This is a genomic window from [Clostridium] clostridioforme AGR2157, assembly GCF_000424325.1.
In the GTDB taxonomy this organism is placed as follows: Bacteria; Bacillota; Clostridia; order Lachnospirales; family Lachnospiraceae; genus Enterocloster; species Enterocloster clostridioformis_A.
Map to the genome: position 1 here is coordinate 117,315 of NZ_AUJR01000006.1, position 16,115 is coordinate 133,429.

At 48.8% G+C, this 16,115-nt stretch carries 15 protein-coding genes and 3 pseudogenes; 13 read left to right on the forward strand and 5 right to left on the reverse strand.

What is annotated here, in order from left to right; translation table 11 throughout:
- The first annotated feature begins 2 nt into the window (after nt 1-2).
- From G614_RS0103590 to G614_RS0103615, 6 genes and pseudogenes are all read left to right on the forward strand, one after another.
- Nucleotides 3-830 (forward strand): transketolase, encoded by an 828-nt coding sequence (locus G614_RS0103590; RefSeq protein WP_027640835.1) that lies wholly within the window; start codon nt 3-5, stop codon nt 828-830.
- Nucleotides 830-1,765 (forward strand): transketolase family protein, encoded by a 936-nt coding sequence (locus G614_RS0103595; protein WP_027640836.1) that lies wholly within the window; start codon nt 830-832, stop codon nt 1,763-1,765. The genes G614_RS0103590 and G614_RS0103595 overlap by 1 nt, the downstream gene beginning before the upstream one ends.
- Before the next feature lie 217 nt (nt 1,766-1,982).
- Nucleotides 1,983-2,885 (forward strand): sugar phosphate isomerase/epimerase family protein, encoded by a 903-nt coding sequence (locus G614_RS0103600; RefSeq protein ID WP_027640837.1) that lies wholly within the window; start codon nt 1,983-1,985, stop codon nt 2,883-2,885.
- Between the two features lie 93 nt (nt 2,886-2,978).
- Nucleotides 2,979-3,938 (forward strand): D-2-hydroxyacid dehydrogenase, encoded by a 960-nt coding sequence (locus G614_RS0103605; protein ID WP_027640838.1) that lies wholly within the window; start codon nt 2,979-2,981, stop codon nt 3,936-3,938.
- Nucleotides 3,939-4,080: 142 nt separating this feature from the next.
- Entirely contained in the window at nt 4,081-5,982 is a 1,902-nt protein-coding gene (locus G614_RS0103610; RefSeq protein ID WP_027640839.1) for a sigma 54-interacting transcriptional regulator, read from the forward strand.
- 70 nt (nt 5,983-6,052) lie between these two features.
- A pseudogene (locus tag G614_RS0103615) lies at nt 6,053-6,286 on the forward strand (RpiB/LacA/LacB family sugar-phosphate isomerase); the annotation flags it as partial.
- Between the two features lie 98 nt (nt 6,287-6,384).
- On the opposite strand, the gene G614_RS0103620 reads toward G614_RS0103615, so the two are convergent.
- From G614_RS0103620 to G614_RS0103635, 4 genes are all read right to left on the reverse strand, one after another.
- Nucleotides 6,385-7,182: a GntR family transcriptional regulator gene (locus G614_RS0103620; protein ID WP_049948040.1), complete on the reverse strand. Its 798-nt coding sequence runs from the start codon at nt 7,180-7,182 to the stop codon at nt 6,385-6,387.
- Nucleotides 7,183-7,424: 242 nt separating this feature from the next.
- The gene (locus G614_RS31880) at nt 7,425-7,589 is read right to left on the reverse strand and encodes a hypothetical protein (protein ID WP_166430214.1); all 165 of its coding nucleotides are present in this window, start codon (nt 7,587-7,589) and stop codon (nt 7,425-7,427) included.
- 17 nt (nt 7,590-7,606) lie between these two features.
- On the reverse strand, nt 7,607-8,899 hold the full coding sequence (locus tag G614_RS0103630; protein ID WP_027640842.1) for a cytosine permease: 1,293 nt from the start codon (nt 8,897-8,899) through the stop codon (nt 7,607-7,609).
- Nucleotides 8,900-8,962: 63 nt separating this feature from the next.
- On the reverse strand, nt 8,963-9,448 hold the full coding sequence (locus G614_RS0103635; RefSeq protein WP_027640843.1) for a nucleoside deaminase: 486 nt from the start codon (nt 9,446-9,448) through the stop codon (nt 8,963-8,965).
- Nucleotides 9,449-9,534: 86 nt separating this feature from the next.
- Here G614_RS0103635 and G614_RS0103640 point away from each other — a divergent pair, with 86 nt between their 5' ends.
- Entirely contained in the window at nt 9,535-9,732 is a 198-nt protein-coding gene (locus tag G614_RS0103640; RefSeq protein WP_027640844.1) for a hypothetical protein, read from the forward strand.
- Between the two features lie 62 nt (nt 9,733-9,794).
- The gene (locus G614_RS0103645; protein ID WP_027640845.1) at nt 9,795-10,112 is read left to right on the forward strand and encodes an ArsR/SmtB family transcription factor; all 318 of its coding nucleotides are present in this window, start codon (nt 9,795-9,797) and stop codon (nt 10,110-10,112) included.
- A gap of 298 nt (nt 10,113-10,410) precedes the next feature.
- Here G614_RS0103645 and G614_RS26695 read toward each other — a convergent pair.
- Nucleotides 10,411-10,800 (reverse strand): annotated as a pseudogene (locus tag G614_RS26695) (IS110 family transposase); the annotation flags it as partial.
- Between the two features lie 169 nt (nt 10,801-10,969).
- Between G614_RS26695 and arsD the strand changes: the two are divergent.
- From arsD to G614_RS0103670, 5 genes and pseudogenes are all read left to right on the forward strand, one after another.
- Nucleotides 10,970-11,479 carry an arsenite efflux transporter metallochaperone ArsD gene (gene arsD / locus G614_RS33330; protein WP_080664465.1) on the forward strand — a complete coding sequence of 170 codons (510 nt, stop codon included), beginning with the start codon at nt 10,970-10,972 and terminating at the stop codon, nt 11,477-11,479.
- A gap of 24 nt (nt 11,480-11,503) precedes the next feature.
- The gene (arsA, locus tag G614_RS0103660) at nt 11,504-13,240 is read left to right on the forward strand and encodes an arsenical pump-driving ATPase (protein WP_027640846.1); all 1,737 of its coding nucleotides are present in this window, start codon (nt 11,504-11,506) and stop codon (nt 13,238-13,240) included.
- A pseudogene (locus G614_RS34925) lies at nt 13,237-13,546 on the forward strand (hypothetical protein); the annotation flags it as partial. The gene arsA and the pseudogene G614_RS34925, both read left to right, overlap by 4 nt.
- Before the next feature lie 21 nt (nt 13,547-13,567).
- The gene (gene arsB, locus G614_RS0103665; protein WP_420341520.1) at nt 13,568-14,545 is read left to right on the forward strand and encodes an ACR3 family arsenite efflux transporter; all 978 of its coding nucleotides are present in this window, start codon (nt 13,568-13,570) and stop codon (nt 14,543-14,545) included.
- Nucleotides 14,546-15,028: 483 nt separating this feature from the next.
- Complete coding sequence (locus tag G614_RS0103670; protein WP_027640848.1) at nt 15,029-16,111, forward strand: transglutaminase-like domain-containing protein; 1,083 nt, start codon at nt 15,029-15,031, stop codon at nt 16,109-16,111.
- Nucleotides 16,112-16,115: the final 4 nt, after the last annotated feature.

Consider the following 16,115-nt stretch of genomic DNA (forward strand, 5'->3'; position numbering starts at 1 on the left):
AGATGACGAATGAGAGAAAAGAGGAGTTACAGAGACAATGCAGCAAATTCCGGAACGACCTGATTGACCTGCTTCACAGCATCCAGACAGGCCACCCCGGCGGTTCCCTGTCATGTACGGAGATACTGACGTCCCTTTATTTTGAAATCATGCATGTGAATCCCGAGAATCCTGAGATGGAGGGAAGGGATCACCTGATTCTGTCCAAGGGCCACGCGGCACCCATGCTGTATCTGGTGCTGGCAGAGAAAGGCTTTTTCGCCAAGGAGGAGTTAAAGACCCTGCGCCAGATGAACAGCATGCTTCAGGGCCATCCGTGCGTACATAAGACTCCGGGCGTGGAGCTGTCCACAGGTCCTCTGGGGCTGGGACTTTCCGCCGGCCTGGGCATGGCCATGGCAGACAGGATTAAGGGACTGGATTCCTATACCTATGTGGTCATGGGCGACGGAGAGATTGAGGAAGGCTGTATCTGGGAAGCTGCCATGTCCGCATCCAAGTTCGGGGCAGACCATCTGATTGGAATACTGGACAACAACGGAGTACAGCTGGACGGCACCCTGGAGGAAATCATGCCAATGGGAGACATCGGGGCAAAATGGAGAGCATTTGGGTGGAACGTGGTAACATGTGACGGCCATGATGTGGAGGATTTCTGCCGGGCCGTTGAAGAGGCGAAGAAGACCAAAGGCCAGCCTTCCCTGATTCTTGCAAACACCGTGAAGGGCAAGGGCGTTTCCTTCATGGAAGGAAAGAACACCTGGCACGGCAAGGCCATCAATGATAATGAATACGCACAAGCGAAAGCAGAATTAGGAGGTGCCAGATAATGGGAGAAAACATAGCAATCCGTGACGCTTACGGCGCAGCGCTTAAGGAGCTGGGAGAACAGAATGAGAAAATCGTGGGCCTGGAGGCGGATGTGGCTTCCTCCACAAAGAGCGGTATTTTTGGAAAGGCATTTCCGGAACGTTACTTTAATGTGGGCATAAGCGAGCTGGATATGGTATCCATGTCAGCCGGGGTTGCCAGGGAGGGGTTGATTCCTTATGTAAATACATTCGCGGTGTTCCTGACCACCAGAGGAGCAGACCCCATACAGAGCCTGATTGCCTATGACAAGCTGAACGTGAAGCTCTGCGGCACCTACTGCGGGCTTTCCGACTCCTATGACGGGGCCAGCCACCAGGCCATTACCGACCTGGCGTTTGTAAGAGCCATCCCCAATATGACGGTGATTACAGTGGCTGACGCAGTGGAGACAAAAAAGGCGGTATTTGCCATCGCAGACCATCAGGGCCCTGTATATTTAAGGCTCAGCCGCGCGGCAGCTCCTGTGTATTATACTGAGGACATGAAATTTGAGATTGGCAAGGGCATCACGGTCAGGGAAGGCAGGGATGTGACCATCATCACCACGGGAACCGTGCTGCACAAGGCCCTGGCAGCGGCAGAGCTTCTGGAAGCAAAAGGAATTCAAGCAAGAGTGGTGGATATGCATACCATCAAACCCATTGACGAGGAACTGATTATAGAATGCGCCAGGGAGACAGGCGCCATCGTGACAGTGGAGGAACACTCTGTCTGCGGCGGACTGGGAAGCGCTGTGGCGGAAGTCCTGGCAGAGCATATGCCTGTACCCATGACCCGCATCGGGGCGACTGACTTTGCAGAATCCGGGGATTACGAGCAGCTTTTGGTGAAATACGGCTATGGCCCGGAATCCATTGCGGAAAAATGCGCGGAAGTGATGAAACGCAAGTAGGTACAGAACGGCCAGTATAGAAAAATCAGTACAGAGAAATCAGTACAGAAAAGTCAGGAGGGAAGGCGCGCCTATAACGTACCCTGAACCTGGCCTGGGAGCTGGTGTGACAAGGACCTGATGATACAGGACCTGCATTTGATATAGATATACATTTGGAAGTAAATGGAATTGAATCAAACAAGATTTGCAAACAGAAATAAGGAGGTATATAATTATGAAAGACCCAATTCAGAAATATTTTCAGGTAGGAACCATACAGTGGATGACCCATCCTCCGGTGAATTATCCCATAGTGGATTCCGTTAAGACCATCTGCTGTGACGAATACTTCAGTGCCCTGGAAATAACCCACATCGAGGACCAGGAGACAAAGGACAAGGTAAGGGATATGCTGGCCCAGGGCCATATGAAGGTGTGCTACGGCGCCCAGCCCCGTCTGCTGGGACCCAAGCTTAACCCCAATGACCTGGACGAGGAAGGCAGGAAGAAGGCGGAGGCTGTCCTGATTGATTCCATTGATGAGGCCCAGTACATGGGTGCAAAGGGAATTGCATTCCTGGCAGGAAAATGGGAACCGGAGACAAAGGACCAGGCATATGTCCAACTTCTTAAGACCACCAGGGCTGTGTGCGGCCATGCTGCATCCAAGGGAATGATGGTGGAGCTGGAAGTCTTTGACTTTGACATGGATAAGGCAGCCCTCATCGGACCGGCTCCCTATGCGGCCAGGTTTGCGGCGGATATGCGCACCACCCACAACAATTTCGGCCTGCTGGTAGACCTTTCCCATTTCCCCACCACCTACGAGACTTCCAGGTTCGTGATTCAGACACTGCGTCCCTATATCACCCACCTGCACATCGGTAATGCAGTGGTGAAGGAAGGCTTTGAGGCATACGGCGATCAGCATCCAAGGTTCGGGTTCCCTGACAGTGCCAACGACACAGAGCAGCTTGTGGACTTCTTTACCGTCCTGAAGGAGGAAGGCTTCTTTAATAAGGAAAATCCCTATGTATTGTCTCTGGAGGTAAAGCCGTGGGCAGATGAGGACGGAGATATCATACTGGCTAACACCAAGAGAGTCATCAACAGGGCCTGGGCGCTGGTAGAGGATTAAAGCGCGTCTGTAAAATCCTTGTGCCAGGAGCGGGCCTGACAGAGGCCTGCAAGAGCGGATAGAATAGAACAATCAGAAAACGGAGGAATAAACATGAAAATCGTAGTTTTAGACGGATATACAGAGAATCCCGGTGATTTAAGCTGGGAGGGACTTGCAAGTTTAGGGGAGCTGACCGTATATGACAGGACTCCTGCTGACAAGATTGCAGAGCGGATTGGGGATGCCGAGGCGGTTTATACCAATAAGACCCCAATCAGCGCAGAGACCATCAAACAGTGCCCTAATTTAAAGTTCATCGGAGTGCTGGCTACGGGCTACAATGTGATTGATACAGCGGCAGCCAAGGCAGCAGGCGTGATCGTGTCCAACATCCCAACCTATGGTACGGATGCGGTTGCGCAGTATGCCATTGCCCTTTTGCTGGAGCTGTGCCACCACATCGGGGAGCATTCTGACTGCGTGAAGGCAGGGGAGTGGACCCACAATGCTGACTGGTGCTTCTGGAAGCATCCCCTGGTAGAGCTGGCCGGAAAGACATTTGGCGTCATCGGCTTTGGAAGGATTGGACAGAGGACAGCCAAAATCGCGGAGGCACTGGGCATGAAGGTGCTGGCGTATGACGAGTATCCCAACAAGGCGCTGGAAACAGACAACTGCAGATATGCTTCCCTGGACGAGCTTCTGGCACAGGCTGATGTCATCAGCCTTCACTGCCCGCTGTTCCCGTCCACAGAGGGAATCATCAACAAGGATTCCATTGCAAAGATGAAGGATGGAGTAAAAATCATCAATACCTCCAGAGGTCCTCTGATTGTGGAAAAAGACTTAAGAGAAGCGCTGGACAGCGGAAAGGTCAGCGGGGCAGCCGTGGACGTGGTATCCAAAGAGCCTATCCGCGAGGACAATCCTCTTCTGGGCGCCAAGAATATGATTATTACCCCACATATTGCCTGGGCTCCGAAGGAATCCAGACAGAGACTTATGGACATTGCAGTGGATAATCTGAAACATTTTGTAGACGGAGCGCCACAGAATGTGGTAAATAAATAGTAGGACAGTCAGACAGCCTGCAGCGCAGGCCCATGACAGACGCCGGGCGGAGAAGCGGGCATGAGAATGCTTTGATTCCCCCCGGCGTATTTCCGTATTGGCGGATACGGGGCAGATACAGAGGGAAAGAGGGCGTGAATTCATGGTTACAGTGCGGATGTTTATTCCATATATGAATATGAAGAGCAGGTTCGAGGCGGCGGTGAGCCGTCTGGAGCCTCAGGATGATGTCAGGGTGGAGCTGCTTCACGTATTCGGCACCCCGGAATCCCTGTCGCGGTACGGGGACGCCGACATTTTAGTGGCCAGGGGCATGACCTATGACCGTCTCAGGTATCTGTTTCCGGAGAAGCATGTGGTGGAGATACAGCTCTCCAGCTTTGATATACTGAAAGCCCTGATTTGCGCCAGACAGGAGTTCCATCCTAAGAAGATAGCTCTCTGTGTGCGGTATATGGATGAGAGCGCTGTGTCCGAGCTGGAGAAATTGTGCCAGGCGGAGATTGCGTATTATACGGTCCATGACGAGGCATCCACCCTGGAGGCCATCCACAGGGCCAAGGCAGGCGGCGCCGACGTGTTCGTGGGAGCCGGAACCATGTGCGGACTGTGCGATAAGGAGGCATTGAACCGGGTCCATATCCACACAAAGGATATAGCCATAGAGCAGGCCCTGAAGCAGGCCATGGATGCGGCCAGGACCATCAATATGGAGCGGGCCAGGTCCAAGATGACCAGCACCATTCTCAACACCAGTGCCGATGCCCTGATTGCTGTAAACGGCAGCGGGCTGATTCAGGCGTTGAACAACCAGGCATACCGTACCTTTCAGCTTTCCTCCCAGGCTGACTTCACAGGCCGTCCCGTGGAGGAGGTCTGCCCTGCCCTTAAATGGAAGGATGTGGTGGAGACTGGACGGGAACGGGAGGAGGTTATCCAGTGGAAGGACAGGAAACTGTACACTGAATACCGGCCCGTACTGGTGGACAAGATGGGAAAGGGCGCCATCATTGTTGCCCGCTACACCGAGCAGATTATTGAGGCAGAGACTAAAATCCGGCAGAGCCTTGCGAAACAGGGACTTACGGCCAAGTATTCCTTTGACGACATCATTGGAAGCAGCCTTGCCATCCGGGAGAATATCCTTATGGCAAAGCGTTACAGCCGGGTGGATTCCAATGTGCTGATTGTGGGAGAGACAGGAACCGGCAAAGAGCTTTTCGCTCACAGCATCCACCGGGAGAGCAGGCGCAGCGCGGAACCTTTTGTGGCGTTAAACTGTGCCGCCCTGCCTGAAAACCTGCTGGAGAGCGAGCTCTTTGGATACGAACCCGGCGCGTTTTCCGGGGCGTCTAAAAACGGTAAGACGGGCCTGTTTGAACTGGCCCATAAGGGAACCATTTTTCTGGATGAAATCGGGGAGATTCCCATATCTCTCCAGGCAAAGCTGCTGAGGGTGCTTCAGGAAAGGGAAATCCGCCGCATCGGCAGCAACCGGGTACAGCCGGTGGATGTGCGTGTTATTTCCGCTACAAATATAAATATTGAGGAAAAAATCCGGGAAGGACAGTTCCGCGCTGACCTGTATTACCGCCTTAACCTGTTGGACATCACCATCCCGCCTCTCAGGGAACGGGGAGACGATATCCGGGAAATGGTGGATTTCTACCTGACCCGCTTTGCCTGCGAGATGGGAAAGCCTATCCCCAGGCTGTCAAGGGAGGCAGTGGATTTGATGACCCATTACGGCTGGCCCGGCAATGTGCGGGAGCTGCGCAATATCTGCGAGCGTCTGATTGTGCTGAGCGACACCACGGAAATCGGACTCAGGGAAATACAGATGCTAAAGATATTCCGGAAAAAAGAAGGCCTCTTGCCCGGCACAGAGACGCCTGTAAAGGAACAGGCCCTGCCGGAAACCGAGATTATGTATGCCAATCTGAAGCCCAGGAAGAAAAAACAGGATATAGCAAAGGAGCTGGGGGTCAGCAGGACGACCCTGTGGCGCATGGAGAAGATGGCGCGGGAACAGAAGAAACAGTGATGTCTGTTTATGATGTCTATTGACAGAAAAACCTTTGGGAGATATGCTTACAATATCAGGAAAAACCAAAGGCAAGGCAGCGGATTATGTGATTACGGACTGCGGCACGGGCGAGGGAGCCATGCTGGCCCGCAACTCGTTCCCAGGTGTGATTTGCGGCCATGTGGAGGATGCGCTGGACGCCTATACATTTGCCCAGATTAACGATGGGAACGTTGGCTGGGGAGGCGATCTGAACCTGGAATATATATTTGAGAAACTGTTCTGCGAGCCTTCCGGCCAGGGATATCCCAGGGAGAGGGCTGCTGGTCCAGTCCCTTAAAGATTTCCACCAGGTCTTTTAAGGAGGTGCCGCCAATGGCCTGAATGCGTTTCTCTGCATTGATAGGAACACCGCTATTTTTATGTCACCTTTTCATAATGAAGAATTCTCTTACGTATCTGGCTATACTTCAATATATTAGTATCCACATACTCCCAAGTATAAACTGCCGGCGTACTGTCCTCATCAAAGTTAACGCCTTTTAAAAGGAGAAATGCTTTAGGGGGAATCCCTGCTTCTCCCAGTAGCCGGTCTAACAGCTCCACATCTTTGCTGTACACCGCATTCAGCTCCACCTTTTCCCATTCCAGTTTTTTCCTGCTGGCTCTGTACATGAAGTAAAATACAGAATTAACATAGGTGTCCAGTTCATCCATGTCAATCCCATTTAAATAGGAAAGAGGGATATAGTCCCGGGTGACGGCGCATATCTGCATGTCAGCGTAGAAAATCTTGTCACACTCAAGGGCATCCCGCCCTTCTTCCATGCCCAGATGGGAAGCCACATCCCTGTCTGCCCTGACAATCCGGTGGTTAATCATCTCCACCCTGGGCTTATATCCGCTGTTACGTATCATATCTGCAAAATGCATTACAGGATTAAAACTCACTTTTATTTCAAAAAAGCTGCTGTTTACAAAGGTTCCTTTCCCGTGTCTGCGAAATATCATGCCTTTGGCTGCCAGGTCGTCCAGGACACTGCGCAGGGTGATACGGCTGACCCCCAGCATACGGGCAAGCTCTTCCTCCCTGGGAAGCTTGCTGTTCACTGCTAAATCCATTTGCTTGATAAAACGGAGAAGCTCCTCCTCCACCTGTACCTTCAGGTCAGTTTTCCTGACCCGTCTGGGTACGGATTCCATATAATCTTCCGCCATTTTTCCCTCCCATAAATGCCGCTGGCACTGCACTCCGTAAGCTTCGTGCTTACATGATGCAGTACTGGGAGCATGTTCTTAATATACTCCCGGCAAACAAATATAAATTATGCCTACCCTGTCGCTTATAGACAGGGCAGGCACGTCCCTACAAAGGACAAATACATTATTTATATGATAACATGTTTCCCGCTTTCTTTCAAGCGGACCGAAGGTTTTAACATTTGTTCCTCAATATCTGTTTATGGCTGCCACTTGAAATACCCATATATCATAATAAGAATACTCACAATCAAAAGTCCATTTCCTATATTGATAAACAGTGGATTTTCAGCCAGACATCCCATAAAGGAGCCGATACCCATAATAACTGTTCCGAATAAAGCACTGAATTTATATCTGTCCATATATACCATACCCCTTTCTATTCTTCTGAAGCCACACTGGTGGTTACACGCTGCTTACTTAAGGCCATAAGGACTGTATAGATAACTGAGCCCAGAATAATTCCATTTAGGGATGGCAGGCCAAAGGGAACCATGTACACCAGGGCAATTGAGATGGCCCAGGTAATCCAGGGAACCGGATTCCATTTACAAAACTGCGCCTTGTCATATGCAGCGTAGCTGCCCTTATGTACCAGAAAATAATCTGACAGGATGATTCCTGAAAGGGGAGGTACCACGGTGCCAAGTATATCAAGGAAGGTGAACAGAAAGCCAATTTTATATGGCTCTGTCAGGGTGGCCAGTGCTGACAGCGCCAGCAGGATGGACAGCATCTTCTTGCGCTCCATCTTGAATGCATTGGAAAGATTCAGGGATGTGGAGTACAGGTTGGCTGCATTGGTGGTGAAAATGTTGGTGGTCATGAGAATCAGGCTGGGGATGACCAGGCCAAAGCCCAGAAGGATTACGGTCAGGTCACTGTTCTGCATGGAAATTGCTGCAATGGCACCGCAGACAATCATCAGGATATTGCCCCCCAGCAGTCCTGTAAGGGTGGCTGACACCGCTGCCTTGGTATCCTTGGCATAGCGCATGATGTCGGCAATACAGGTTGCAGTGGACAGGATCCAGGTGCCTATAACGGCTGTGATGCCTGTAAACAGCGGCATGTCAGTAGCCGGGACATAGGAGAACAGGGCATCCACCCCGCCTATGACTCCTAGGGAACGGATGGCAGTGGCAATGGACAGGAATACAATGGCCGGGATGGCAATGTAACCCAGAATGGTGATGGCGCTGATTCCAAACATGGCGAATATACCCATGATAATAGCGCTGGCAGCCATGCACACTCCCTCGCCAACATGATCCAGATTGAATACCTGTGCCACGAAATGTCCATAGGTTGCTGCCTGGATGGTGTACCAGCCAAGGTTAACCACCGGCACGAAAATGGAGGCTGCCTTGGAACCGCCGGAACCAAAACTGTAGCTGGTAAGCAGTGCAAAGGTAAGGCCTGTCTTACAGGCAATGATACTGATTAACACGGCAATGATGCTCAGGAAAATATTACCTCCCAAGGTTGCCAGTATAATATGCTTAAAATCCATTCCAGCGGCAAGTCCGCCTCCTGCCATCATACTGGTGATGACAAATACAAATCCGGTCCAGACAATGGTAAGGCTGAAGTATGTCTTACGCTGGTTTAAAGGTACGGCGCAGCGGGAATATTCCGTATCTGCTGCCTGATTCTGATTCTTCTGCTCCATCTCATATCCTCCACGTATCCACTATATTAGTTTTTCCTGTACATTCTGATTCGCACATCCCTGCTAATTATTCCAGTATCCCCTGTGTACGTCTGTTATCTCCTCCACCAGTTCGGGAAATGGCCCCACTACTTCAATGGCTTTCTGTCCTCTTGCAAATACCACACGGCAAGGAAGGTCAAAGGTAGGATTCTGCGGGTCAGCCCCGGTCTGTGCCAGCAGGTCCTTTTCCGTCATGCCATATACCACACGCCCTATGCCTGCCCAGTAGATGGCGCCTGCACACATGGCGCATGGTTCTGCCGTGGTGTAAAGGGTGCAGTCCTTGAGGTAATCCTTAGTGTACAGCTGGGATGCCCGCTCAGCAACCTGAGTTTCTGCATGTCCGGTACACTTATTCTCTGTGATTTCAATGTTGGGCTGTTCCAGCAAAATGTTGCCGTCCTTATCTGCCAGCAGCGCGCCAAAGGGAGTGTTGCCGCTTTCACGTGACTGCCTGGAGATTTCTACACAGCGTTTTAAGTTCTTAATGTCAATTGAGTGCTCCATCATTATCCTCCTATGTGATATAAGGTATTACCTTATATTTGTGATTTTAATTTAACATAATCCAAGGGGGGTTGTAAATCATTAATATGTATAAGGAAAAGGAAATTTATTGTGCATATTTGCAAATGGAAACTATCTTCGTGGGCCTGGATGACCGTCTGTCCATTTCCTGGGATAAGGATGCAGGCGGCGGAATGGTAGTTAAAGATATCACACCAGATATAACAATACCATATAATATAGGGGGAATGAACTGGAATAAGAATTTTTCTGTTTTTGGTTGACATGAAAGAAAAAAGCGCATATAATAACATATAGAAAATATTCTATACAAGAGGTGAGCGATTTGGAACAGATTTATACTGATACATCGAAAATGTTAAAGGCGATTTCTGATTCGAAACGCTTACGCATAGTGGATATGCTTTCCTGCGGAGAGTTGTGTGCCTGTAAAATCCTTGAAGCGTTCCATATCACCCAGCCGACCCTTTCACATGATATGCGGGTGTTGATTGAGGCAGGACTTGTGAATGATCGGCGTGAGGGTAAGAATATTTTTTATTCGCTCAACAAAGCGCGTCTTATCGAACTTGAAAACACCTTGCATAGAATTATGACACCAAAGGCAGATTGTATTTGCCATTCGGGAGACTGTTGCAAATAAAAATGATACCGATGCTTATGAATACTGTAACATTCTGGCATCGGATTTCATAAAATCTAAATTTAGAATAATTTCTATATTTTAAAGGAGGACTTAAGGTTGAAAATGAAAAGTAGAGGGTATCCATCCCCTTAATCGCACGACAAATAAGCCATCTTTCGGTGGCTGCTTTAAAAATTGAATATTGGGAATGTTAAGGTTATGCAGTTGCTGACGGTCTGCTGCAGGTATGTGCTGGTTACGACAGCATTGGCGCACTGTAATGGCAAGTTCCTGCTGATAGGGAGCGGCGAGCGCAAAGCTGGCGGATGTCAGCAGGGGGCATAAAGCTACCGGCAACAAGATCGTGCTTAAAGAGGTCAGCAATCCATTTGGCATCTTTCTTGTCAGTTTTCTTTCCACGGATAGCCTTAACATATTTGGGATGAGCAAGGACAATCGTACAATCGTTTTCTAAAACGTTGTAAACAGGAATCCAGTATTTACCAGTAGATTCCATACAGACATCCTTGCAGTTATGTTTGAGAAGCCATTGTAACAAATCTTTCAGACCGCTCGTGTAGGTCGAAAAACGGTGGCTCTCATAAGTGGTCACGCCCTGCTTGTCAGTAGAGGCGATGCAGGCCACTACAAAAGTCATGTGGACATCAATGCCACAACAGATTTTGTACACGATTTTTAAAGCCATAGGGACTCCTTACCGAACCGGGAGGTTCGCTAAAGATGATAGGGAGATTCCCCGTGATTTGTAATATACCGAGTTCCCTACAAACAAGAATTATAACGAAAAAATAGGCTCAGGAAAACATTTTCATTACGTTTTGTGCCTGAGCAAAGCGAAAGGAATGGATATATCTATGAAAACCATGAAAATCTTTGAACCGGCTATGTGCTGCCCCACGGGACTTTGCGGTGTAGGTGTTGACCCCGAACTGCTCCGCATTTCCACCGTACTGAACACGCTGAAACAGAATGGTGTGGAGGTACAGCGGTTTAACCTGACCAGCGCCCCAACGGAATTTGTGAAGAATAAGGCTGTCACTGAATATTTGCGGAAGTTTGGCCCGGATAAACTGCCGGTAGTGCTGGTGGATGATTTCATCGTGCTTGCTGGACGCTATCCGACCAACGAGGAATTTACAAGCTGGCTGGAATTGTCTGCCGATATTCTGGGCGTTTCCTGTTGTGGGAATGATACTCCCTGTTGTTGCGATACATCTGCCCCCGCAAGCTGCTGCGGAGAGGACACCGACACCGAAAGCTGCTGCTGTTGTGGCGATACCTCCGCAACTGACGGATGCTGCACTGCTGATTGCTGCTCTGACGGTTCTGCCCCGGAGGGATGCTGCACGAATGGCTGCTGCTGATTTAATCAAGAAAGGAAATCGCCTATGAATACGTTTAATCCGCTTGAAGTGACAAAAACCAAATATTTGTTCTTTACTGGAAAGGGCGGCGTAGGTAAGACTTCGGCTGCCTGTGCTACTGCCTTATCGCTGGCCGATTGGGGGCAAAAAGTTCTGCTTATCAGCACCGACCCGGCTTCCAATCTGCAAGATGTGTTTGCAATGGAATTAACCAATAAAGGGACGCCCATCCCTGCCGTTCCCAATTTGGTAGTGGCGAACCTTGACCCCATCCAAGCAGCGGCTGAATACCGGGAAAGTGTAATTGCCCCTTATCGTGGCATCATGCCGGATTCAGTAATTGCCAATATGGAGGAACAACTTTCCGGTTCCTGTACCATCGAAATTGCAGCGTTTAACGAGTTTTCCAACTTCATCACTGACCCGGACGTACAGCAAAAGTACGACCACATCATTTTTGACACTGCTCCTACCGGCCACACCTTGCGGATGCTCCAGCTTCCTTCTGCGTGGAGCAACTTTATCAGTGAAAGCACCCACGGGGCGTCTTGTTTAGGCCAGCTCTCCGGTTTGGAAAGTAAGAAGGCGGTCTATAAAGAGGCGGTTGCGACATTAGCCGATAGAAAACGCACAACCCTTATTCTTGTAACTCGCCCGGAAGATGCCCCGCTGAAAGAAGCGCAGCGGGCTTCATTGGAACTGGCTGATTTGGGTGTGAATAATCAAATTCTGGTGGTGAATGGCGTCCTGCTCCAAAGCGACGATGCCATATCTGAAAAGCTATACCAGAAACAGCAGGCAGCATTGGCAGCTATTCCCGATAGTCTGAAGGCACTCCCCACTTACCAGATACCGCTGCGGGCCTACAACATCACCGGCCTTGAAAATGTCCGCTCTATGCTGCGGGAAGATCGTCAGGAGGTAAAAGTAGAGGCTCCTAACACAGAACATTTTTATGGGCTACACGATGTTGTGGATTCCATTGACACAGCCGGGAGAAAGGTCATTTTCACAATGGGCAAAGGTGGTGTAGGCAAGACAACTGTTGCCGCCGCTATCGCCCTGGGGCTGGCGCAGAAAGGGAAAAAGGTTCATTTGACGACCACTGACCCCGCGGCCCATCTGAAATTTGTGCTGGAACGGGCTGACAATATCACTATGAGCCATATTGATGAACACGCCGAACTGAAAAAGTATCAGGAGGAAGTGTTGTCCAAAGCAAGAGCCAACGGCCTTTCCGGGGAAGATATTGCCTATATTGAGGAAGATCTGCGTTCCCCCTGCACACAGGAAATTGCCGTGTTCCGTGCATTTGCAGAAATTGTGGAAAAGGCAGACGAACAGATTGTTGTCATTGATACAGCTCCCACCGGCCATACACTGCTCCTGTTGGAATCCACCGAGAGCTACGACAAGGAGATACAGCGTACCAAGGGCGAAACGCCGGAATCTGTCAAGCGGCTGCTGCCCCGGTTGAAAAGCGAGGAAACAGAGGTTGTCATCGTTGCCTTGCCGGAGGCCACCCCGGTCTATGAGGCCCTGCGGCTAGAAGATGATCTTAAGCGGGCACAGATTGCGGCGAACTGGTGGGTCATCAATCAATCTTTCTATCAGGCGGGAACCACCAACACCCTGCTGAAAGCAAAGGCCAGTAACGAAGTGGAGTGGATCAACCGCATCGACAAACACATGGGCGGAAAGTTTGCTCTTGTGGCATGGAGCGCCGACCAGATTAAAGGCGATAAACTGCTGGAACTATGAGAGGAAAAATTGTGAGCCAAAAACCAAAAGTTGCTTTTATATATTCACAATTCCTGCCGAAGTCAAATTGCGGAGGCATTAGGCAGACATTTTGTTGCTGATATATTCGACAGCTATTCTGCCGGAAGTGAAACCAAGCCGCGAATCAATCAGGATGCTGTCCGGCTGATGAAAGACCTCTATGGGATAGATATGGAGAGTGCGCAATATAGTAAAACCTTTGACAGCATCCCGCAGCCACGCAAATTTAAGGAGGTGATTGCCATGAAAAAAGGAAGTGATACAGGTATCAATTTCTTTCAACGGTATCTGACAGTATGGGTATTCTTGTGCATGGTGGTAGGTGTGCTTCTGGGGCATTTTGCTCCAGCGTTCCCGGAATTGCTGGCCCAGTTTGAATATGCCCGCATTTCTATTCCGATGGTTATTCTGATTTGGGTTATGATTTACCCAATGATGCTGAAAGTGGATTTCCAGAGCATCCGCAATGTCGGCAAAAATCCAAAAGGGCTTTTTGTAACATGGATTGTAAACTGGCTTATCAAGCCGTTTACCATGTATGGGATTGCCAGTCTGTTTTTCTTTGTACTGTACAAGGGTTTCATTACACCGGAACTGGCAACGAAGTATCTGGCCGGTGCGGTGCTGCTGGGGGCGGCCCCCTGCACAGCGATGGTGTTTGTGTGGAGTACGCTGACAAAGGGAAATCCGGCCTATACAGTGGTACAGGTGGCGACTAACGATTTAATCATTTTATTAGCCTTTGTGCCTATCGTTAAATTCCTGCTGGGGGTGTCCAACGTCAGCGTTCCCTTTGATACGCTGATTTTAAGCGTGGTGCTGTTTGTAGTCATCCCGCTGGCAGGCGGCATATTAACCCGTATCTTTGTGACCCACAGCAGGGGTACAGAGTATTTTGAAAATGTGTTTGTCCACAAATTTGACTCCGTTACCACGGTGGGGCTGCTGCTGACACTGATTCTTATTTTTATGGGACAGAGTAAGGTCATTTTGGAAAATCCGTTGCACATCGTATTGATTGCGGTGCCGCTGATCTTGCAGACCTTCTTAATCTTCTTTATCGCCTATGGCGCCTGTAAGCTGTTGAAGTTACCGCACGATATTTCCGCTCCGGCGGGGATGATCGGCGCATCCAACTTCTTTGAACTGGCCGTTGCCGTTGCGGTTGCCCTATTTGGAACGACAAGCCCTGCGGCACTGGCAACTACCGTCGGCGTGCTGACAGAGGTGCCAGTTATGCTGACGCTTGTAAAGATTGCTAATAAAACTCATAAAAGATTTTAAGTAGGTGTATAGAGGTAGGCTAAAATGTGTCGCCCTTACCCTGAATTTAATAATTTTCCCACAACTCATTGATAATATTGGATACGGCTAGTCCGTAAACTCTTTCGGACTGGCTGTTCTTTCTTTAAAATATGCGCAATGTAAAGATACTGTGCATATTTTGCGTACATTTTTAAAACAGTAAAAAAAATAATAGTAAAATAATTTATTTTGCGCTTTACATTTATACAAAAATAATATATTCTTCTTAATGAAAAAATGTTTACATATTCTTAGGAGAAAATTAGGGAGGAAAGAGTGAAAAATAACTGAATGGTTTAGAAAGACTTTACCATCTGCGGGGGTGAAATAAATTCGCCACTCCTCCTTGCTCTGTAGTATATTGCTATTCCATATAAGAATTATAAAACAAAGAGTGGAGGGGCACAACATTTTTCATAACTTGTTTGTGCCTTGAGCGAAGCGAAAGGAATGATAAAAAATATGAAGAAAATATTTGTAATTCTGCTTGTAGCTGCTATGACGGCTTCACTTGCTGTTGGTTGTGGTAACAATTCAGACAGTAACAAAACAACTGATGAGGCATCCGAGGAGACGGCAGAGCCAGAGAAAAACAAAGAAGAAGGCGCAATTCAAAGTGGAACAGTTACTTGCAACATTGATATGTCTCAGTATGAAAAAGGCAAGGTTGTTCGTGTATGGCTGCCGGTTGCTCAGTCAAACGATTATCAGACAATTGAAGATGTAAACTTCGATGCAAATGGCATAGATGCAGAGATTAATGAGGATGCCCTCGGCAATCAAATGTTGTATGTTGAGTGGGATGCTGATGCAGAGCCAGAAAGCCGTACAGCAAGCTTATCCTTCCACGTTACCAGACCGGAAATTTTACGCCCTGAGTTAGTTGAAGAAGGTACCGTAGACTCAGACTTAGATGAGTATCTTGTAGCTTCCAGTACAATTCCGGTAAATGGAGAGGTAAAAGAGCTGGCTGATGAGATTACGAAAGACGAGACAACTTATCTCGGCAAGGCCAGAGCAATCTATGACTGGGTTATTGCCAATATGAATCGTGATGAAAGTGTTGTAGGATGCGGAAAAGGCGATGTGTGCGCGCTGCTAGACACAAAGAGCGGAAAGTGCACCGATATCAACTCTGTTTTCATCGGATTATGCCGATCAGTTGGTGTTCCTGCCCGCGAGATGTTCGGTGTTCGTATCAATGATACCGATATCACTAAAAATCAGCATTGCTGGGCAGAGTTTTATCTGCCTGGAACCGGATGGGTTGCAGCAGATCCGGCAGACGTTCTGAAGGCTGTTTTAAAGAATAATTGGGATAAGGAATCTGATGAAGCAAAAGAGATGCAGGAATATTATTGGGGAAATTGTGACGAGAAACGAGTTGAGCTTTCAAGTGGTCGTGACATTACGTTATCCCCTACACAGAGCGGAGAAGCACTGAATAATTTCGGATACCCATACGCTGAGATTGATGGAGAAGCAGTGGATTATTATTCTCCGGATACCTTTGTATATACCATTTCATTTGCAGAAGATAATTAGATCT